20 protein-coding genes and 2 pseudogenes are annotated in these 19,531 nt (G+C 61.8%); 10 read left to right on the top strand and 12 right to left on the bottom strand.

What is annotated here, in order from left to right:
* Window positions 1-19: 19 nt before the first annotated feature.
* Window positions 20-295, bottom strand: a complete 276-nt coding sequence (locus LRP30_RS28210; RefSeq protein WP_128932532.1) for a hypothetical protein — start codon at window positions 293-295, stop codon at window positions 20-22.
* A gap of 102 nt (window positions 296-397) precedes the next feature.
* Window positions 398-1,006 carry a S24 family peptidase gene (locus tag LRP30_RS28205; RefSeq protein WP_128932533.1) on the bottom strand — a complete coding sequence of 203 codons (609 nt, stop codon included), beginning with the start codon at window positions 1,004-1,006 and terminating at the stop codon, window positions 398-400.
* A gap of 167 nt (window positions 1,007-1,173) precedes the next feature.
* Here LRP30_RS28205 and LRP30_RS28200 point away from each other — a divergent pair, with 167 nt between their 5' ends.
* Window positions 1,174-1,707, top strand: a complete 534-nt coding sequence (locus LRP30_RS28200; protein ID WP_249756846.1) for a GcrA family cell cycle regulator — start codon at window positions 1,174-1,176, stop codon at window positions 1,705-1,707.
* Window positions 1,708-1,769: 62 nt separating this feature from the next.
* Complete coding sequence (locus tag LRP30_RS28195; protein WP_249756845.1) at window positions 1,770-2,318, top strand: hypothetical protein; 549 nt, start codon at window positions 1,770-1,772, stop codon at window positions 2,316-2,318.
* 69 nt (window positions 2,319-2,387) lie between these two features.
* Here LRP30_RS28195 and LRP30_RS28190 read toward each other — a convergent pair whose 3' ends face one another.
* Entirely contained in the window at window positions 2,388-2,744 is a 357-nt protein-coding gene (locus LRP30_RS28190; RefSeq protein ID WP_249756844.1) for a hypothetical protein, read from the bottom strand.
* A gap of 718 nt (window positions 2,745-3,462) precedes the next feature.
* Between LRP30_RS28190 and LRP30_RS28185 the strand changes: the two genes are divergently transcribed.
* Together LRP30_RS28185 and LRP30_RS28180 are read left to right on the top strand one after the other, a co-directional pair.
* Entirely contained in the window at window positions 3,463-3,648 is a 186-nt protein-coding gene (locus LRP30_RS28185) for a hypothetical protein (RefSeq protein WP_130216251.1), read from the top strand.
* 138 nt (window positions 3,649-3,786) lie between these two features.
* Window positions 3,787-4,128: a phasin gene (locus tag LRP30_RS28180; RefSeq protein ID WP_091897174.1), complete on the top strand. Its 342-nt coding sequence runs from the start codon at window positions 3,787-3,789 to the stop codon at window positions 4,126-4,128.
* A 193-nt stretch (window positions 4,129-4,321) separates the two neighbouring features.
* Here LRP30_RS28180 and LRP30_RS28175 read toward each other — a convergent pair whose 3' ends face one another.
* From LRP30_RS28175 to LRP30_RS28165, 3 genes are all read right to left on the bottom strand, one after another.
* Window positions 4,322-4,645 (bottom strand): cytochrome c, encoded by a 324-nt coding sequence (locus LRP30_RS28175; protein WP_249756843.1) that lies wholly within the window; start codon window positions 4,643-4,645, stop codon window positions 4,322-4,324.
* 291 nt (window positions 4,646-4,936) lie between these two features.
* The gene (locus LRP30_RS28170) at window positions 4,937-5,767 is read right to left on the bottom strand and encodes an alpha/beta hydrolase (RefSeq protein WP_249756842.1); all 831 of its coding nucleotides are present in this window, start codon (window positions 5,765-5,767) and stop codon (window positions 4,937-4,939) included.
* Between the two features lie 149 nt (window positions 5,768-5,916).
* Complete coding sequence (locus LRP30_RS28165) at window positions 5,917-7,713, bottom strand: POTRA domain-containing protein (protein WP_249756841.1); 1,797 nt, start codon at window positions 7,711-7,713, stop codon at window positions 5,917-5,919.
* Window positions 7,714-7,843: 130 nt separating this feature from the next.
* On the opposite strand from LRP30_RS28165, the pseudogene LRP30_RS28160 reads away from it, so the two are divergent.
* Both LRP30_RS28160 and LRP30_RS28155 read left to right on the top strand, forming a co-directional pair.
* A pseudogene (locus tag LRP30_RS28160) lies at window positions 7,844-9,027 on the top strand (FecR family protein).
* A 63-nt stretch (window positions 9,028-9,090) separates the two neighbouring features.
* Entirely contained in the window at window positions 9,091-11,832 is a 2,742-nt protein-coding gene (locus LRP30_RS28155; RefSeq protein WP_249756840.1) for an EAL domain-containing protein, read from the top strand.
* Between the two features lie 24 nt (window positions 11,833-11,856).
* Here the strand turns inward: LRP30_RS28155 and LRP30_RS28150 are convergent, their stop codons facing one another.
* The gene (locus LRP30_RS28150) at window positions 11,857-12,117 is read right to left on the bottom strand and encodes a hypothetical protein (protein ID WP_249756839.1); all 261 of its coding nucleotides are present in this window, start codon (window positions 12,115-12,117) and stop codon (window positions 11,857-11,859) included.
* A 265-nt stretch (window positions 12,118-12,382) separates the two neighbouring features.
* Between LRP30_RS28150 and rocF the strand changes: the two genes are divergently transcribed.
* On the top strand, window positions 12,383-13,360 hold the full coding sequence (gene rocF / locus LRP30_RS28145; protein WP_249756838.1) for an arginase: 978 nt from the start codon (window positions 12,383-12,385) through the stop codon (window positions 13,358-13,360).
* A gap of 132 nt (window positions 13,361-13,492) precedes the next feature.
* The gene (locus LRP30_RS28140) at window positions 13,493-13,777 is read left to right on the top strand and encodes a hypothetical protein (RefSeq protein WP_128937288.1); all 285 of its coding nucleotides are present in this window, start codon (window positions 13,493-13,495) and stop codon (window positions 13,775-13,777) included.
* 50 nt (window positions 13,778-13,827) lie between these two features.
* Here LRP30_RS28140 and LRP30_RS28135 read toward each other — a convergent pair whose 3' ends face one another.
* From LRP30_RS28135 to LRP30_RS28125, 3 genes are all read right to left on the bottom strand, one after another.
* Complete coding sequence (locus LRP30_RS28135) at window positions 13,828-15,081, bottom strand: divalent metal cation transporter (RefSeq protein ID WP_164934522.1); 1,254 nt, start codon at window positions 15,079-15,081, stop codon at window positions 13,828-13,830.
* Window positions 15,082-15,400: 319 nt separating this feature from the next.
* Window positions 15,401-15,586, bottom strand: a complete 186-nt coding sequence (locus LRP30_RS28130; protein ID WP_091897192.1) for a hypothetical protein — start codon at window positions 15,584-15,586, stop codon at window positions 15,401-15,403.
* A gap of 319 nt (window positions 15,587-15,905) precedes the next feature.
* Complete coding sequence (locus LRP30_RS28125; protein WP_249756837.1) at window positions 15,906-16,556, bottom strand: hypothetical protein; 651 nt, start codon at window positions 16,554-16,556, stop codon at window positions 15,906-15,908.
* On the opposite strand from LRP30_RS28125, the gene LRP30_RS28120 reads away from it, so the two are divergent.
* The gene (locus LRP30_RS28120; RefSeq protein ID WP_249756836.1) at window positions 16,555-17,493 is read left to right on the top strand and encodes a metallophosphoesterase; all 939 of its coding nucleotides are present in this window, start codon (window positions 16,555-16,557) and stop codon (window positions 17,491-17,493) included. The two genes, LRP30_RS28125 and LRP30_RS28120, sit on opposite strands and share 2 nt — an antisense overlap.
* 7 nt (window positions 17,494-17,500) lie before the next feature.
* Here LRP30_RS28120 and LRP30_RS28115 read toward each other — a convergent pair whose 3' ends face one another.
* Window positions 17,501-17,989 carry a CDP-archaeol synthase gene (locus LRP30_RS28115; protein ID WP_249756835.1) on the bottom strand — a complete coding sequence of 163 codons (489 nt, stop codon included), beginning with the start codon at window positions 17,987-17,989 and terminating at the stop codon, window positions 17,501-17,503.
* 102 nt (window positions 17,990-18,091) lie between these two features.
* Between LRP30_RS28115 and LRP30_RS28110 the strand changes: the two genes are divergently transcribed.
* Window positions 18,092-19,030: a metallophosphoesterase gene (locus LRP30_RS28110; protein ID WP_128932546.1), complete on the top strand. Its 939-nt coding sequence runs from the start codon at window positions 18,092-18,094 to the stop codon at window positions 19,028-19,030.
* Between the two features lie 79 nt (window positions 19,031-19,109).
* On the opposite strand, the pseudogene LRP30_RS28105 reads toward LRP30_RS28110, so the two are convergent.
* Window positions 19,110-19,530 (bottom strand): annotated as a pseudogene (locus LRP30_RS28105) (general stress protein); the annotation flags it as partial.
* Between the last annotated feature and the right edge of the window lies 1 nt (window position 19,531).

Here is a 19,531-nt window from a genome sequence, read left to right as displayed (position 1 = left end):
CAGAGGCTGCCGGCTTCCGTCACGTCCGCTCGTGCTTGCGCAGGTCGCGGGCGTGATCGAGGCGCTTTGCCTGGAGGTCGATGTCTTCGGGCGGGATCTGGGGTAGCGCAGCCTCGGCCAGGATGGCCTCGGTCACGTCCTCGACCGAATTCTCGGCGATTTCGTGGATGAACGAGACGTTCTGGTATTCGCCCGAAACGATGCGCGAGATGACCTCGCGCCTTGTGATTTCGGGATCGACGACCGCCTCGCGGCCGCGCCGCCCATAGTCGATCATCACGACGAAGTATTGCATGGAATGAACCTGCCGCCCTCCTGAGTCGGGAGGTGCGGCAGAGTATTTCCGAAAATCAGAAGTTAGTCCAAGGGCGATTTCCAAAAATCGTAAATTAGGGTCCTATTTGCCCTTCTTGCGGGGGCGGGCCGACTTGGCCCGCAGCCGCTCGAGCTGTCCCTTGGGCATGGAAAGGCAGATCTCTCCGACCCAGTCGAGCTTCACGCCGACGATCGGCTTGGCGTTGAAGCTGGTGAGATTGACGACGGACGGGCTTTTCCCGCGCTCGATGGTCTTCAAATAGCGCTCGCCGGTCTTGAGCCGTACCACGGCCTCTTCGCCGTAGAAGCTCGACAGCGGATGGCGCTGGTCCTTGTAGACCACGATCACGTCGCCGTTCTCGTACTTGGGCAGCATGGAGTCGCCTACGATCTCGAAGGCGACCGTCTCTTCCATGATCGGGAAAGGCAGCGTGATGTCGCCGAGCCCCTCCGGCGGAACCTGTTCATAATCGGGCTCGATCACGGCGCCGGCGCCGACGCGGCCCATGATCGGCGCGAGGTTTAGCTCGAGATATTCCATGATCGGAATGATTTCCGAGGCCTTCACCAGGCGCTCGCCGCCGAGAATCTCCGAGACCGCGCCAGGCCGCACGCCCATGGCCGCCGCCAGGCCGCCCTTGCTCTTGCCCGTCTTTTCCAGGCCCCGCTCGATCATTGCAACGTCCAACATGGTGATTCCCTCGATTGCGCACCGTCTTGCCTCTTATAATCCGAAATTCGGAATTGATGCAATTATGAATATCAGAATTATCGCTTGACTTTCGATTCGGAATACCGGAATGTGCTTTCCCACCGCCCGATCGTGCGATCGAAGCAGGCGCATCACAGGACAACAGCATGGAACCGGGCCATTGGCCGTCGGAGCACTCCGACGCGCTTTGCGACTATTTTCTCAAAGGAATGTCTTACGCGGCAATCGCAACGGGGATTAACGCAAGGTTTGGAACGGCTTACACGCGCAACGCGGTGGCTGGTCGCGCCAAGCGGCTGGGACTCGTCGCATTGGCGCGGATGACGAGCCCACCGATCGTGCCGTCTTTGCCGGGCGAGGCCTGTCTGCCTTCGCCGCGCCGTCCGGCGTTACCGAGCCTGAACCCGCCGCCAAAATCCGCGATGAAACCTGCGGCGCGCGTGAAGTTGCGCTGTGTCGGCGTCCAGCCACGCCTGATCCCGCTGCTCGAACTCGCGCGAGGCGACTGTCGCTATCCCTATGGCGGCGACAAGGACGGGAAGGAGATCACGTTTTGCGGCCATCCGCGTCAGCCCGGCTCCAGCTATTGCGCGCCGCATGCAGGTCTGACGCGGCCATCCGGGGTTGCGTCCGCCCGCGTCGTCGGTCCCGTCGTGTTGAGGCTGGTCTCGGCCGGCTGAGGAGGCGGCCACCCCGTTCGACTATCGATTTTGCAATCGCCAACTTTGCAAGGAGTATCCGAGTGGCACGTGCTCGACGCAATAAATCTTACAAATTGGCTGGAATCTACGACCGGCGGTCCCGCGACGTGCCGTTCAATGCCGATGTGGCGGAAGTCGAGGTCGACAATCCGCTGGCGCTCGATCCCGGCGAGAAGATCGTGGCCGTCCGGTCCGTCCGCAGTGACCCGCTCGGCCGGCTTCACGCGCACCATCAGATCGACGAGGCACAATATCGCGGCGGGCGCGCCTTCCAGAGCGATTGGGAGAGAGCGGAGCGGGGACCTCAGGCGATGGATCCGACCCGCGAATATGTCGATGGCGCGCGCACGCGCGAGCCGGTCACCGAAAGCCAGCGCCAGGCGGTGTTGCGGCTGAACCGAGTCGAACGCGAACTCGGCACCGACGGCGCAGCACTGGTGCACGATGTGCTCGTGCTGGGCTTGACCATGGATCAGATCGGGCAGCGGCGCGCCGTTCGTACACAGCGCTGGAACGACTATTTTGCGCGGCGTTTTCGTGAATGCCTGGACCGGCTGGCGCTAATCTACGGTTTTGCGACTGAAGGTTAGTTCTGCGCACGTAGCGGCGCTGATGATAGCTGTGCGCCGGCGGTTTCTGCCGCCGGCGCCGGTCGCCCCTTACGGATGCGGTACGATCTGGTAGGTCGTGGAATACGGCTCGACACGGAGAGAGGCGTTGGCCAAGAGCCCGATCTTGGCGGTCGGCGCCTGCTGCAATTCGCCGTTCGGGCCGCGGTGCACGTTGTACTGCCAGACGGTGAGATCGCCTTTTTGCGCCAGCGCATGCGCAAGCGCGCTCGCATCATTTCCGCCGAGCGCCTGAAGCTCCTCCGCCGACAATCCGACGATGATTTCGTCCTTGATGGTGACGATCTTGAGCAGGTTCATCCTGGTCTCCTGCGCCCATGCGCCTTGTATCGAGAGGGTAAGAAGCGCGACCGCGGCGCCCTTGATCAGATCGCAGCGAGAAAGCATGCCGTCGTCCTTTGGTGGTGACACGCGCCCAAATCATGAGTCTATCAGCCATGGCGCCGTCGTCCGCGTGGCCGTTCCGCAACCGCTTTGTCGTTCGCTCCTAAACAACGGTTCACACGCGGAAAACATATCGGGACCGATGAGGCTCGCAGGGAAAAGTGCCAGCGGGACGCATTCCGATGAGGAGGGCGGCCGATCCCAAGGCGCTTGCCGCGTTGGTCGACTTCACCGGCGCCCCAATCGGAGGATTGAAGACGAGCGTTCATGTCACTGCTGTACAACCGCTGAGACGCTACTCAACAATTACGTGTATATGCTGCCGACCCGCCAGTTCGTGTCCGCAAATGTCTGTTCACATCGGAAACAAGGGGAAGCGCATGCCGATTGACAGCGATCTCGGCTGTATGCGTGATTGATGCCGCTTCTTGACGCAGGTGGGTGACGGCGGTCGATATTCCTGTTATCCGGAATTGCCGTGGCGCGATGCCGGCGAAGCATCGCTACGCCGGCCGTCGGGCTTGCCGGATCGGTTGTTCCTTGGCATAATTGCAACCTGCTCGGTTGGGCCCATCCGTTCGGCTAAGGAAGTTCGGCCTGCTAGTCCGCCGGGACCCGCCGGCCGAGAGCTGATTGTCGCCATTGTATTGGGTTGCGGCGTCGCTCCTCGAGTGCGACTTCGACGCAAGAACTGAAGGCTGATGCTTGTCATAGGTGAGGGATGAAAAACCTCAATTTCGCGGCTGAACTGCACCTCAAGCTTGGCGCGCCTGCGAGCGGCACCGTCGAAAGCCTGCGCTTGCTCCGTGCGTTCCTGAAGCTCGAGGCTCGGCAGCGTTTCGAGGTCATCAAGCTCGTCGAAGACCTCGCCACCGAAGAAACTCTTCCCGAACACCCCCTGTCCTGAGTCTGGCCGCGCCGGCCAACACCTCGTCCCTCGTTTCCTCCCAGATCGGCCCACCGGGGCAACCTTTGCGCGGGGGCTGGCCGCTGGAAGGCGATCCGGCAAGTGTGGTATTCAGTCAGAAAAGGGAGGAATGCGACCATGATCGAACCGAAACTCGAAGTTCCGGCCGAACTGCGCGACTTGGCCGAAAAGACGATTGACCAGGCGGAAAAAGCATTCGGCATGTTTTTCGAAGCCGCCACCAAATCGATGTCGTCCGTCCCGGGCGCGGGGACGGACGTGTCGAAGCAGGCGCTCGCTTTCACCGAACAGAACATGAAGTCGGCGTTCGAGCACGCGCGCAAGCTCGTTCACGCCACAGACCTTCAGGAAGCAATGCGAATTCAGTCCGACTTCCTGCGCAGTCAATTCACCAGCGCCGGGGACCACATGCGCCAGATGACCGGCAGTTTCATGCAACCGGGCAAGGACAAGTCCTGATTCTGTCGGTGCCGTGCGGCATGCCCACAAATTGATCTTGCGCGGCAGCGAGATGCGCATTCTGATCCTGGTGCAGGTCCATGATGGGCCACCGAATGGATCCCCATTCGCCGTCCATCATCCTTTCTGCTGATCCCTGTCGGTCTTCCGGCAGGGATTTGCAGTTTTTAGGCTCGCGATTGACCGGGGGGCTCTATTGGTGCAGCGATCCGATATAGGCCGCGATGTCGCCAGCTTCGGTCCGGCTCAAGGGAAAGTTCGGCATCTTCGGGTGCGGGTCGAGCAGGAAGAAAGCGAGCCGCTCCGGACTGAAGTCCGGCCGGCGCGCAACGGATGCGAAGGAGGGGACGTCGGCGCTAGCCTGCGTCTGGCCGCTCGCCACCACGTGGCAACTTGCGCACCAGCGCTTGGCGAGATCGGCGCCGTGCTCGGCATCGGCGGCGCGAGCAGGCGACATGCCGAAGCCCGCGGTGGCGCTGGCAAGCAACAGGCAAATTCGGCTCAAATATCGGTGCATCGGGCAACCTTCATGCATTTGCTTGCGGCCGACGCGCTCACCCGCAACACGATCCCGGAAATTGCGAGAGATCGATGCGGGCGATGATCGACCGCAGCAGCCTGCGGGTCGAACGATAAAAGTGCCGTACGAACGCCGGCGTTCTTGCCGCGGGCAACCCAAGGCTCTTCGTATCAAGGCGCTTCGTATCAAGACTTTCGGTATAGTGCGACACGTGCCTCTCCGAGATGGCGAGGCCCTTCCTATCGTGGCCGGCTCGGAGCTGCCTTGATCTGCCGCAAAGGGGTTCGGCTAATAGTCGCCAGGGTTCATGATCATCGGGCTCTTCGTATCGGCCGGCGCGAGCGCACTGCTGGCGCTGTCACGCAGGAAGCGGTCGAGCGTCGCCTGGATCTTCTCCTTGACCGCGTCGGGACCGCGATCGCTCATCTCGGTGTGCTGTGCGCCAGTATGGACGATGTCGATGCCGCGCGCCCTGGCCTCTTCCGGCGTCGGCAGCACACCCGGATCAGTCACGAAATGCGGATCCTTCGAGCGGAATGACAGGATCTTCATATTATCGCTGATAACGAAGGGCACCCGCAGATTGTCGAGTGTGATCACCTTCGATACCAGCTCCGGGTGCTGATGGGCGACATACATCGAGACATCGCCGCCGTTGGAATGGCCGACGAGGGTGATGTGGTCATAGTCGGCGTTCTCCTGCCGCCTCTTCAACTCGCCCAGCACGAACAGAATATTGGCCTCGCAGCGAATGTAGACTTCACGCCGGCCGACATATTTCTGGCCGGCATGGGTCATCAGCGGCGGATCGCTCGGAAGATCTTGCTGGATGCTGGCAACCAGATAGCCGCGTGCGGCGAGCACGTTGGCCAGGAAGGAATATTCGGTCGCCCTGACGGTGTTGCCGTTGCTGATGATGGCGAGCGGGAGCTTCCAGAGGCCGAGATTGGCTTTGGTCTCATAGTCACGCCGCACCGCGATGTCGACCGAGATCGGCCGCTGGCGCGAGGCGTCGAACAGGGGCAGGGTCTCATGGTGGATCGCGAACCGGCTGACGATGAAATACTGGCCGACGGCGAGGACGCAGAGAAACGCCAGAATTGCAAACACCCTCTTCATGGCTTCGTCTCAAATCACCTTTGGCTGAATATGGTCATGGGAACTCGCGGATCGAGCGATCGTGAGCAAGTTACGGGGTTAAATTTAGGCAAGTCTGTGAGCAAGCCGCAAAAGCGCCGCATGCAGGTTTGTGGGGCAAAGCGCAAGGGCTAGAGACAGCCAGCCTTGCCTCGTTCAGGGCAGAGCCGCAGCGCGCTCGACAGTGTGAGCAGGAAGCGCGGGCTGCGGCGCTCGTTGTCCGGCGCCCTGTAGCTCAAGGGAATGGCTACGCCGAGATCGACCTGGAGATCGTCCGGCAGGAAGAACCGCACGCCTGCCCCGGCCGAGGTCAGCGCGAGGCCGTCGCTCAGGCGGTACCCGTCGTTCCAGACCGCGCCGGCGTCGCCGAAGGCGTAGAGTTGATAGCCGGTCCAGTCGCGAAAATTGAGCTTCTGATCGAAGCGCAGTTCGAGCGAGCCGGCAAGACCGTTGTCGCCACTGATCTCGGCCGCGCCATAGCCCCGGCCGAAGGCGGCGCCGCCGAGATAGAATTGCTGCGAGGTGAACAATGGCCGCGATGCCGTCTGGCTCGCTGCCGAGAGCTTGAGTGACCAGGCGTCGTTGAGCGTCTGATAGCGCGTGAACCAGAGGTTCAGCACCGAGAAGTTCGATGACGCGCCGACGCGCGACAACAGATCGTCGTCAAAATGCGAAGCGCCGAAGATGTCGAGGCCCTGCCGGTAGCTCAGCGTAGCGAAATTGGTGCCGCCGAAGCGATCCTGGAGCCTGTAGTCGGCAGTCAGGCTCGCCGTCCTGATGTGGTCGTTGTACCAGGGGCCATAGAGGTCGTGCTCGGATACATTGCTGAAGGTCGTCGCTGCAGTCAGGGTCAGCGAGGAGGACAGCGACTGCAATGGGACGACACCGGCACGCAGCTCGAACGCCTCGGTGGTGGTGATGTCGCTGTCGAGACGACGAGCATCGCCAGGCCGGACTGCGCTGTACAGGATCGAAGCGCCAAGGCGCACGCCATCGACACCGACCGGTGCGTCATAGGACATCCGCGCGAAACCGAGCTCGCGCGGATCATTGGCAATGGTCGACAGATTGACCGCGAGCGTGTCGCCGGGCGTGAGATAGGAGTTGAACGCGCCGGTCGCGTAGGTCTGCCACGGACCGACCGAGGAAGATCCGAGATTGTCCATGCCGAACGACGAGAAGACGTGCCAGGTCTTCAAATAGACGATCAGGCGGAAGCGGCCGGTCGCTCCACCAATCTCTTCCAGCGCGGTGTCGGTGATCCGGACGCCCGGCCTGCCGTTGATGAGGAACAGCTGGCGTTCGAGCGTTGCCAGGCGCGATGGCTGCTCGGCCAGAACCGGCCCGAGCATCGACCTTACGCCGAACTGTTCGGCGCCGTCGCCTTTCAGCTCGGCCTGCACAATGGCGCCTTCGATCACCTGGATCCGGACGCGGCCGTCGGCGATATCCTGCGGTGGCACGATCGCGCGGCTCAAGTGGAATCCGGCTTCGCGATAGAGATCGCTGATCGCGCCGGCAATCGCGGCGAGATCCGCCTGCGAGACCTTCTTTCCGAGATAGGATTGATAGGCTGTAGCGATGCGGTCGCGGGAGACGGCGTGGGCGCCGACGACGTCGATTCCGCGCAGCACGAATTGCGGCTTGGTATCACCGCCGGTGTTGGGTTGGCCGACCGTCGGTAGCCTGACCGGGGGGCGGTTCAGCGTTTCCCGCTCGGTTTGGTTTTCAAAGTACTTCTCGGGCTGGCGCGGATTAAAGCCTGGCTGGTTCGCCTGCTGCGCGAAGGACTGCGGAATTCCCGTAAAAATCGTTGCCAGCAGTACCGATGTCGTAAGGAAGTGTCGCTTCTCAATACGCGCAGCGAACGTGTCTCCGTAGTTTGACGGGGATTTGCCCATAAGGCGGTAAGGGTTCGTTAGCTGCATGATTTTCCATAGTTTTTCATGGTCAATGATTGGTTAATGCGGCTTCTTGGCTCGCCACTTCGCGCTAATTTTCTCTTGAGTGATTTCGGATAGGCCTCAGGTCTGGCTGTAACGCGGACTGAGGATTGTCATGTTCGGTAGAGTTGGAGTGTGGCGCGCCTTGCTGGCAGCGCTGATCCTTGGAACGCCATCCGGTGCATCCGGCGGGGAGAATGGCGTCTGGTCGGTCAGCAAGGCCACCGGCGAGGTCTGGGTCGCCACCAACGGCGCGCAGCAGGTGTCGTTGAATCAGGAGGAGGCGCTCAAGCCTGGCGACACCATTCGCACCGGCCGCAACGGCCGCGTGCTACTCGTCCGCGGCGAGGAAACGATCCTGATCTCTCCCAACTCGGTCGTCGGCTTGCCTGCCGAAAAGAAGGAGGGACTCTCGACCACCATCATCCAGCGGGCGGGTTCGATCCTGCTCGAGTCGAGAAGCGCAACGTCAAGCATTTCGAGGTCGAGACGCCCTACCTCGCCGCCGTCGTCAAGGGAACGCAGTTCAGCGTCACGGTGGGTGCGGGCAGCACCAAGGTCAGCGTGCTCCGCGGCCAAGTTGAAGTTTCCGACTTCAAGACGGGACAGATCGCGCAGGTCATGCCGGGGCAAGTGGCCACCGTCTTCGAACATGGCAAGCCTGGTCTCGGCCTGAGCGGTGCGGGGGCGTTCAATCCGATCGAGCAGGGTAAGCCCCGCGCCTCCACCATCGAGCGCATTCCCGTGCCGAAATCGGGACTGTCTGCACCGCAAAATGCCGCGAATGGTCATGCGATCCATGCGCTCGGTCCGATTGACAAGGGGATCAAGATGGTCGGTTCGCCGATGCGATCGCATCAGGCGACTGGCGGGCACGCCCCCAAGGCCGGCGTCGTGCGCATCTCGAACTCGCTCGGTGAGGTCAAGCTGAATTTCCAAAAGGTCACGCGCGGGCTTGCCCATAGCGCCGTTGCCCCCGGACAGGTGCGCAGCGCGAATGCCAGCACAACTACCGAGACGGTCTGGAGCGATGGCAAGGCCAGCACGCAAGCATCCCAAACCGCGGCAACGACTAGCGGTGCCGTAACGGCTGGCAGCAGTGCCTCGTCGGCCGCAAGCGCAGCGATAGCCGCAGCGGCAGTTAATGACGGAAACTCCGGTGGCAACGGCAATTCTGGTAATGGCAGCAACAATAATGGCAACGGCAACAACGGCGCCACCGGTAACGGCAGGGGCAACAACGGCGATGGGCGTGGCGGCGGTAACGGCAGCAACGGCCACGGCTACAACAGGCACTAAGGCGATTTCCTAGGGGATGACGGGAGCTCGCCGGTTGAAGCGGCGGGCGCGGGGGAGGATCAGGTGAAACGCTATCGGCCGCATATTCTGGTCGTGATCGCGCTTGCGGTCGTGCTGTCCACGGGGGGGCATGGCGCGCTCCGCAATGCGCTCACCGACCTGCGGTTCGCTTGGCAATCGCGTGCTGCCAGCGGCAATGTCGTCGTAGTGGCGATCGACGCGCCCTCGATCGACCAGATCGGGGTGTGGCCCTGGCCTCGCCAGCTGCACGCGGAGCTTCTGCATAGGCTTGAAGCTGCCGGCGCACAGGATGTGGCCTTCGACGTCGATTTCAGCACGCCGTCAGATCCGGCCTCTGACGAGGCTTTCGTCAAAGCGCTTCGGGACGTCGGCGGCTCGACCGTCCTGCCATCCTTCAAGCAGCCGGCGCCGAATGGCGGTGCGGCTCACATCAATCATCCCCTGAAGCCGTTCGGCAACCAGTCTTGGCCGGCGGTCGTCAATGTCGCGGTCGAATCCGACGGACTCGTGCGCCGTTATCCGTTCGGCGAGAAGCTCGGTGACGCCTTGATGCCGTCGATGGCCGTCGTGCTGGCTGGGCAGGACGCCAATCGGCGGCCGCCCTTCCTGATCGATTTTAGTATTCGGGCGGCTTCCATCCCAAGTGTCTCCTATGTCGACGTGCTGCGCGGCGATGCCGCGACCCTGGATAAGGTGAGAGGCAAGAAGATCATTGTTGGTGCGACGGCGCTCGAACTGGGCGACCGGTTCAGCGTTCCGAATGGCCGCATCGTCTCTGGACCCGTCCTTCAGGCGCTCGCGGCGGAATCGATCCTCCAGAACCGGATGCTGCGCTGGACCTCCGATGCCGGCATGATGCTCGGCCTCGGCCTGATCTGCCTCTTGATGATCACTTCGTGGCGCCGCTTCGCACCGGGACTTCGCGTCGCAATCCTGATCGCAGCCGGCGCTGCCATCGAACTGGTTGCGACCCTTGTGCAGGCGAGATGGCCCTTCGTCATCGATACATCGCTGTTCCACATCGCGATCATCGCTTATCTGACGGCGATCGCGCTGGACGAGATCGATTTCCGCAGTCTCCTGGGTCGCATCGCCGAGAGCCGCTTCCATCGCATCGCGATGTCGCTGGGCGATGGTCTCGTCTGCACCGATGAGGATCATCGGATTACGGTTTGGAATCCCGGCGCGAGCGCGATCTTCGGCTACATGCCGGCCGAGATGATCGGTCGCCCGTTCGAAACGCTGTGCGCCGTGCCTGCGGACGGCGACGCGAGGCCGTCCTTGCACGATGCCGCGCGCCAGTCGCTCCTGGTTCCCGGTGGCGCCGTCGTCGTCGAGTTCGAAGGGCGACGCAAGAACGGCGAGACATTCCCGGTCGAGGCAAGCTTCTCAGGCTGGCAGGGAACGGACGGCTTCCAGTATGGAGCGATCCTGCGCGACATCTCGGCGCGCAAGCGCGAGGCCGAGCGCGTCAGGTATCTCGCCGAACATGATGCGCTGACAGGTCTTGCCAACCGCAACATGCTGCATGCGTCGCTCGCCAGTCTGATCACCGCGGCAGAGCAGCGGTCTTCCAATGTCGCACTGCTCGTGCTCGGGCTCGACGGTTTCCAGCAAATCAACGACATGCTCGGGCATGCCGCGGGCGACCGCGTGCTGCGGGCGGTCGCCGAGCGCCTGACGGCCGAGGCCGGCGCCGGGGCGATCGTCGCGCGCCTCAGTGGCGACGAGTATGCCGTCGCGCTAGATTGCGCGGACGCAAGCGAGCCGATTGCTGAGTTCGCCGAGCGAATCGCGCGCGCGTTCGAAACGCCGCTCGCAACGGGCACAAGGCTGCACCGGGTCAGAATCAGCGTCGGCGTTGCCGTCCATCCCGACGGCGGACGCAATGCTGACGATCTCCTGAGCAACGGCCACCTTGCGCTGACCAAGGCGAAGCTGACGCGGCGCGGCAGCCACCTGATCTTCGAGAGTGCGATCAGGCAGGAGCTGGAGAACCGGCTAAGGCTCGAGAGTGAATTGGCGCTTGCCGCGGATCGCGGCGAGTTCGAGCTGTTCTACCAGCCCCAGGTTCGTCTGGTCGACGGCAGCCTGGTCGGAGCCGAAGCGCTCATCCGTTGGCGGCACCCTGTGCGCGGCTACGTCTCGCCTGCGGAGTTCATGCCGGTGGTCAACACGTCGGCCCTGTCCGAGCGGATTGCGAACTGGGTGATGGAGACCGCCTGCCGCCAGGCGCGCGCCTGGGAAATATCCGGCAACGAGGTCCGCGTGGCGATCAACCTGTCGCCGTCCCAGCTTGATTCCGGTGACCTCGCGCGTTCGGTTGCCGAATTGCTCGATGCGACGGGGCTGGCCCCCTCGCTGCTCGAGCTCGAAGTCACCGAGGACATCCTGTTACACGACGAGGCCCGGGTGCTCGACATGTTCAAGCGGATCCAGGAGCTCGGCGTCCGCGTCCTGTTCGACGATTTCGGCACCGGCTATGCGAGCCTGAGCTATTTGAAGAAATTTCCGCTCGATGGGCTCAAGATCGATAGATCGTTCGTGCTCGACCTGCTCACCGATTCCGACGATGCCGCGATCGTCGGCTCCACCATCGGTCTCAGCAGGCAGCTTGGGCTCACGGTCGTAGCTGAGGGCATCGAGAACCGCGCCACGGCCGACTTCCTGATCAGCATGGGATGCGCGGAAGGGCAGGGTTACTTCTTCGGCCGTCCTATGCCTTCCGAGGCGTTCGAACGGCAGTTCCTCACGATCGAGGGCGCCATCGTCAGCGCCGCCTAGACAGGCGCCTATCCGGTAAAGTCGCTAGCGCCGGCGCGCCACCGCGACGCCGAACAGGAAGGCAACGAACAGGCTGGTGAGCGGCGCTTCGCGCGTAATCGCCGCAACCGTCGAGAGCGGCCGGCCCGGCTTTCGCGCATCCTCGATCGCAGAGGTGAGACGGTCGACCGCTGCATGCAGGCCTCCGGCGACTTCACCGATCGTGCGGGACACATCCGTCGCTGCATCGATGGCGCGTTCGGCCATGCCGGGTTGGGGATTGGACTGCGGTATCTCCGTGCTCAAGCGTGCGATCTCCAGGCCCGATGATGGAGGCCGGCACCTTTGGCTATCCGCGCGAGCGCTCGTTTTGAACAGCGGGTCTGACGACCTTTGGCTATCCGCGACAGGCGCCGTGGTTTACGTTTACGGCGGGTGCCGGCCTTGGATGGCAATTCGGCGCGCGGGATTTTGTTCCGGGATGATATGCCCACAGCGGACCTCCCCGGGAAACGACGGGTGCGAATCTCTGTTAGGCTGACGGTAGCCTTGCTGACGTCAGGAGATTGCGGTGACCGATCGGACCGTGACGGATCGAACCCGGCGGATCGCCTTGCTCGGCGCTCCCATCGACATGGGAGCTTCGCAGCGCGGTACCTTGATGGGCCCTGCTGCGCTCCGCACCGCGGGCCTTGCGACACTGCTCGAGAGCCTCGATTTTGACGTCGTCGACTACGGCGATCTTTCCGTGGCCGAGGTCCGGGACCTCGCCGACAAGCCGCCCGAGAAAGCCAATCACTACCGCGAGATCCAGCGCTGGACGCGCGTGCTGAGTCACAGAGGCTATGAGATCGCGAAAACCGGCGCACTGCCGATCTTCCTCGGCGGCGATCACACGCTGTCCATGGGGTCGGTCAATGCGATGGCGCGTCATTGGAAGGAGCGCGGCCGCGAACTGTTCGTGCTCTGGCTCGATGCCCATACCGATTACAACACGCCGGAAACGACGATCACGGCCAATATGCACGGCATGTCGGCCGCGTTCCTGTGCGGGGAGCCTGGCCTCGACGGATTATTGGGCGATGATCCGCGCGCCTCGATCGACCCCGATAGGCTCGATCTGTTCGGCGCGCGTTCGGTTGACAAGCTCGAAAAGGAGTTGATGCGCGCGCGCCGGATCAGGGTCATCGACATGCGCCAGATCGACGAATTCGGCGTCGCCGTGCTGATCCGGCGCGTCATCGAGCGCGTGAAGGCGAGCGATGGCGTGCTTCATGTCAGCTTCGACGTCGATTTTCTCGACCCGTGCGTGGCTCCGGGAGTCGGCACCACGGTGCCCGGTGGCGCGACCTATCGTGAAGCGCATCTGATCATGGAGCTGCTGCACGATTCAGGGCTGGTGGGGTCGGTGGACATTGTCGAGCTCAATCCGTTCCTCGACGAGCGCGGCCGGACCGCGCGTACCGCGGTCGAACTGATTGGTAGCCTGTTCGGTCAGCAGATCACCGACCGGCCGACGCCGAGCAATGCCATCGCGCCGGGCGAGTGAAACCGGTTTGAACCATGAAAGGAGGTGTGTCTCCCCGGCCTTGGCCGGGAACTTACCGGAGCCAGGACGGGAACCAGGGGGGCGCAACTGAATTAACCTACCATAGGATAATTGCGGACGCTTCTGATGATGATGACGGCTGATCGTTTCGCGGATTCCATCTCTACGGCGCTTCGTCATCCCGGCGTGATCGCACTGATCGTGGCGGGCATGACGATTGCAGCGATGCTGATCGTCGACCACGGCCCTTGGAGCCGCGCCAAGACCCAGCCGGCCCATATCGCGATGTACGCGACCACCGGGGAGGCTGCGCGCGCCGCGGGCGCTGCCGTGCTTCCGACCGAACCGAAGTCGCCGGTCGAGCCAGCACGGCCGGGGCCGAAGACGTCGCCGACGGTCAATCCCGTGACACCGTAGCCTTATCGACGTTGATCTCGTGCTCTTCCGGCTCTCTTTCGTCCCTCGCATCAGCCGATCAGGGACGAGCCGAGCAGGGCGAGGACGGCCAGAGCCATCAGTGCGGTGCCGAGCCAGCCCAGCGCGATTAGCCATGAGCGGGCCCTGAAGCGGCCCATGATCGCGCGACTCGAGACGATCAGCATCATCATCGCCATGATCGGGACGGCGACGATGCCGTTGAGCACCGCGCTCCACACCAGCATGTGTATCGAGTCGATCCCGGTGAAGCCGAGGCCGAAACCGATGATGGTTGCGGCCGCAATGATCGTATAGAAGCCGACCGCCTTCTCGGGCTTCGCCTCCAGCGTGGCGCGCCAGCCGAAGATCTCGGCGACGCCGTAAGCCGCCGAGCCCGCCAGCACCGGGATCGCCAAGAGGCCCGTGCCGATGATGCCGAGCGCGAACAGCGCGAAGGTGAAGTCGCCGGCGAGCGGCCGCAGCGCTTCGGCGGCCTCCGTCGCCGAATTGATCTTGGTCACGCCGTTGGCATTCAGCACCGCTGCGGTGGTCAGGATGATGAAGAAGGCGATGCCGTTGGACAGCAGCATGCCGGAGATGGTGTCGGCCCGGATGCGCGCGAGCACGGGATCGCCGCCGCTCGGCAGATCGCGCAGCGGCCTGTCGTGCTTGCCCTGGTTCATCTCCTCGACCTCCTGCGAGGCCTGCCAGAAGAACAAATAAGGGCTGATGGTGGTGCCGAGCACGGCAACGACCATCAGAAAATAGTCGGCGCTGACATTCGCCTTGGGCCACACCGCGGCGAGCAGCGCCGTGCTCCACGGGATCTGCACGGTGAAGGCGGTGGCGACATAGGCAAACAGCGCCAGCGTGAGGAATTTCAGCACCGGCGAATAGCGGCGATAGGGCAGGAAGATCTCGAGCAGGGTCGAGCCGGCCGCGAAGATCAGCGCGTGTTCGTGCTGGAGCCCGCCGATCACGAGCGCGAGCGCCTCCGCCATCGCGGCGATGTCGGCCGCGATGTTGAACGTGTTGGCGACGACGAGCATGGACACGAGCGCGAGCACCGCCCAGCGCGGCGCCAGCTGCATGACGTTGGCGGCAAGCCCCTTGCCGGTGACCCGGCCGATCCGGGCGCTGACGAGTTGAATCGCGATCATGAACGGCGTGGTCAGAAACACCGTCCACAGCAGCCCGTAGCCGAATTGCGCGCCGGCCTGCGAATAGGTGGCGATGCCCGACGGATCATCGTCGGCAGCCCCGGTGATCAGGCCCGGCCCCAGCCTTTTCAGCAGGACCGGCACGGACTTAGTCGAGGCGTCGGCGCTGCCATGCTTGGCGGGGCGGTGTTTTGATCGGGTCGACAGGGGAGCCTTCCGTAATTTCGAAGTCAACGATTAAGCCAGATTGTAGCCGGAAAGTTCCCGCAGCGGGGCCCATGAGGATTTGATTCTGATAATGCGAATTTCCCTTTGACCCGTCGGGCAAGACAGATATAGAGTGCCATCATCGCAGAAATAGCCGATGCCCGCGCCGCCCCGGCCGCGGGCTTTCTGTTGCGGTGCGATTTCTTGTGTTCGCTTGGCCTGCTCGCAGATCCGGAAGCCAAGTCGTGGCCGGGTGCTATTTGATGCTGACGAACATGCCCCAGGCCGCGGCCAGCGCTGCGCCCGCGAAGACGAGCACCGGATTGTCGCAGAACGCGCTGCCATAGCGGCACACGTCTGCGCCGAATTGGCCGAGCTCGTGACGGCCCGCGGAGTAGAACAGTCCCGACAGCCCCAGCAATGCAGCGGCGACGTAATACATCGGTGGTCTCTCCGAATCTGTCCCGATTGCGTCCTTCGCAACGGGAGCAAAGCGACATGTCCCAGCATGGCGCGAAGAGCTTTCATTCCGCCAAATCCGATGTGCCGGATTTAGATAAAGTTTGACGGGAGTGCCAATTTGTCCCGACGCGGCTCAGGGCATTGACCCATTCGCGCCGGCGTTGGGACGCTATCCGCCCGAAACCAGACCTACGATGCTCACCTTGAGTTTTGCCGAATTTGACCGATTCTGTTGAAAAAGGCCGGCAGTATTTCGTTGTAGTAGCTCCGTCGCAACGTCGCCGAACTGCTCTACCGACCTATGCGAGGCTCGGGGTGGGCATCGGGGTGGGGATCGGGATCAGCTTGGCTATCTTTCGAAGGTTTTGGGCGGTGGCGGTGGCGGTGCGCTTTGATAGATGCCTACCATGGGATGCAGCCAAGGCAAACCCGTCCTTAAGCGTGAGGGCCGCCGCCGCCGAGATGGAGATCGCCGCAAGTAGACGCGACCTGCATAGCGCCATCGCATGTGCAGGGTCCGAACGCGACGGCCTGGCTCCGCCGAGCAAGCTCGCTGAGGGCACGGGAAGGATCTCGATGCGCAAGCGTCGGGATTTCTCGCCCATGTCCTCTGCTCTAACCTTCATCCACCAAGCAAGGCCGGGAGAGATCGAGAGGAAGTAAGTAGAGAGCTTGGAATGAACAGAAGGTGGGGTACCAAAAAGTCTATAACCTTCTCTCCGGGACCGGTCTTCCTGGTTCGTGCGCAAAATTCCGGAATTAAATACAAAAAGCCACCGGCCTGGGACGCAGGTGCGGCGAGCCACGTTCAGCAGGTTTATAAGAAAAAGCCGGAAGATCTTCCAGGATTTTGTGCTGCCAAGCAGCCAGCCGAAAGGAATATCCTGAAGAGTTGGCAAGCCCTGGTGCTCCCATGGAAGGTTGAGCCGATGCGGAGGAATTCGTTCCATGGACGAAGATATCCTACACAAATTGGAGGGCCGCCTCGGACCGCTCCATGCGAGACAGCGATTGGCTATCGAGACGGTTCATGAGGCGCAGATCTTCGGCCACGGCCTTCTCTCCTTTCACATAGAGAACTGGTATCCGGTCCACTCTGTCGTCCGAAATGCACTCAAGCTGACTGGTCTCTACTGGCGCGGACGCCGAAATACAGAAAGTATTCTCGTCAAACGGAATGATGTTGTGTTCAAGGAGCTGCCACAGCTTTTCGACGGCTTCACCATACTCCACCTCAGCGACATGCACGTGGATATGAATGAAGCTGCCATGCAGCGCCTTATCGAACTCGTCGGTGACATGCGCTACGATCTATGTGTCCTAACCGGGGACTATCGGGGGAAGAATCGTGGACCGTTTGAGGCTACCTTGAACGGCGTTGCACGAGTGCGAGCTCATCTAAAGGAGCCCGTTTATGGGGTTCTAGGCGACCACGATACCATCCAAATGGTTCCGGGGCTGGAAGCCATGGGAATACATATACTGCTTAACGAGAGCGAGGTGATCGTGCGCGGCGATCAGCAAATCTACCTAGCCGGAATCGATGACGCTCATTGCTTCAAGGCCGACGATATCGAAAAGGCTGCGTTGCAGATACCGTTTGGCGAGTTCTCCATCTTACTGTCACACACACCGGAGATCTATCATCCGGCGGCTCATGCCGGTTTTAATTTGTTGCTGAGCGGGCATACGCACGGCGGGCAGATCTGTCTGCCAGGATCTATTCCGATCATACTTGATGCAGTATTGCCTCGACGGATGGGGGCAGGAGCTTGGCGGTATCATGACATGGCCGGCTACACCTCTGTCGGTGCTGGATCGAGCGTCGTTCCTGTTCGCCTCAACTGTCCACCAGAAATCACCCTGCACTGCCTTCGTTCGGGCTAACGGCGGGCTAATATGGTTCGTCGCGCAGGTGGACCCGGAATAGAAAACGAGACAGAATTACCGCGCCAATAAAAAAGATCCCGACGCCAAGCGTGACGTCTGCGATCGTCAATGAAAGTGCGCCGCGGCATGCCAGCATCGGAAATACGGATTCGGGAATCTGGTCGAGCCCGAGTGCCTGGCTGCTGGGCGGAGAGTTTAGGCGGCGCTTCACGAAGCTGGAGAACAAATCGCCCGCCATAGCCGCAACCGCTACGATTGCACCAATCGTCAGATCCAGACCGATAAGAGGAGCGCTTGCTGTCGTGACGAGGAATGAAATCAAGATACCGCGGATGGTCTTCGATGGCCCAAACAACGGCCGGCCATCAAAAAATGTGGTGCCGGCATCCAGCGGAAAGGAAAAACGCGAGCCAAAAATCTTCTTCGCAACGATCGGTGTGCCGTTCGCCAACGTCATTAAAACCAACAATTGCAGAATATGCACAAGTTGCATTTCTTCAGCTTAGCTTATAGTTGCATCCGCCAGGGTCGGGCTGATTCTGGCCTCATCGGAATACGCTATATCTACCTGAAGGCCGATCAAGGGGGCTAGCTGGTGGACGACGAGATTCTGCGCAAACTCGAGATCCGCCTCGGGCCGCTCCACGCCCGCCAGCGATTGGGAATTGAGCGAGATCATGAAGCTCAGGTGTTTGGCCAGGGCCTCACATTCTTTCACCTCGAAAACTCATCCTGGGCCGAGTGGATCATTCGAAATGTTCTGCGGGCAACGGGACTTTATTGGCGTGCACGCCAGAATGCAGAACGCATTCTTGTCAGGCGGAATGACTTGAGGTTCGAGAAATTACCGCCCCTCTTTGAGGGCTTCACCATTCTCCACATTAGCGACCTTCACGTGGATATGAATGAAGTTGCCATGAACAGACTCATCGAGCTCGTTAGCAGCATGCAGTACGATGTGTGTGTCCTGACTGGCGATTATCGGGGTCGGACTTTTGGGCCCTTCCAGCCCGCGCTGGATGGTGTCGCGCGATTGGGAAATCATCTGAAACAGCCAATCTACGCGGTGCTCGGCAACCACGATACGATTCAGATGGTTCCGGGGCTCGAAGCCATGGGCATTCGCGTGCTGCTCAATGAATGCGAAACAATCGTTCGTAGGGACCAACGGATCTATCTGGCGGGAATCGACGATGCACATTTCTACAGAGTGGATAACATCGAAAAAGCCGCTCTCTCGATACCCCGCGGTCAATTCTCGATCTTGTTGTCTCACACACCGGAGGTTTATCGCCAGGCTGCCCATGCCAATTTTGATCTCATGCTGAGCGGACACACCCACGGCGGTCAGATTTGTCTCCCCGGATCCATTCCAATCAAGCTCGAGGCGGTGCTGCCAAGACGGATGGGGGCCGGGCCTTGGCAATACGGCGATATGACCGGCTATACTTCCGTTGGTGCGGGCTCGAGCGTCGTTCCCGTGCGCCTCAATTGCCCGCCGGAAATAACCTTGCACCATTTACGTCGCACCTGACGCTCACCTAAGACGGTTCATCACGTACATGAGCCTAAAAACAAGAGTCGGGGAGAGAAGTAGCTCGCCGAAGCGAAATCACGAGCGTGCCGCCGCGGCGAACGCCCTCCGCGTAGCGCGAGGCGTCTTCCCTGGAGACGCCGTTGGGGGAGCGCGCCGACGATGCCGCCCGCGGCCGCGCCGGCAGCCGTGGAGGCGAGCCATCCCGCAGCCACGACCGGTCCGAGACTGGGAATGGCGAGCAGGCCGAGGCCGGCGAGAAGGCCTGCCGCACCGCCGAGGCCGGCGCCGACACCGGCACCTGTGCCGGCGCCTTCAGCGCGATCGTCGAGGCCGTCGCGGTCACGGTCGACCTTGCCGCGCGACGAGCCGCACCAATTGTCGGAATTGTTCGCGACGATGCTGATATCGGAGTGCGGCACGCCGGCGCTCTCGAGCCGGGTGACGGCCCGCTCGGCATCGGAATAATTGTCGTAGAGACGAGAGACGGTGATCGTCATG

Source organism: Bradyrhizobium sp. C-145 (assembly GCF_023375135.1).
GTDB lineage: Bacteria > Pseudomonadota > Alphaproteobacteria > Rhizobiales > Xanthobacteraceae > Bradyrhizobium > Bradyrhizobium zhanjiangense.
This window is presented reverse-complemented; position numbering and strand designations above follow the sequence as displayed.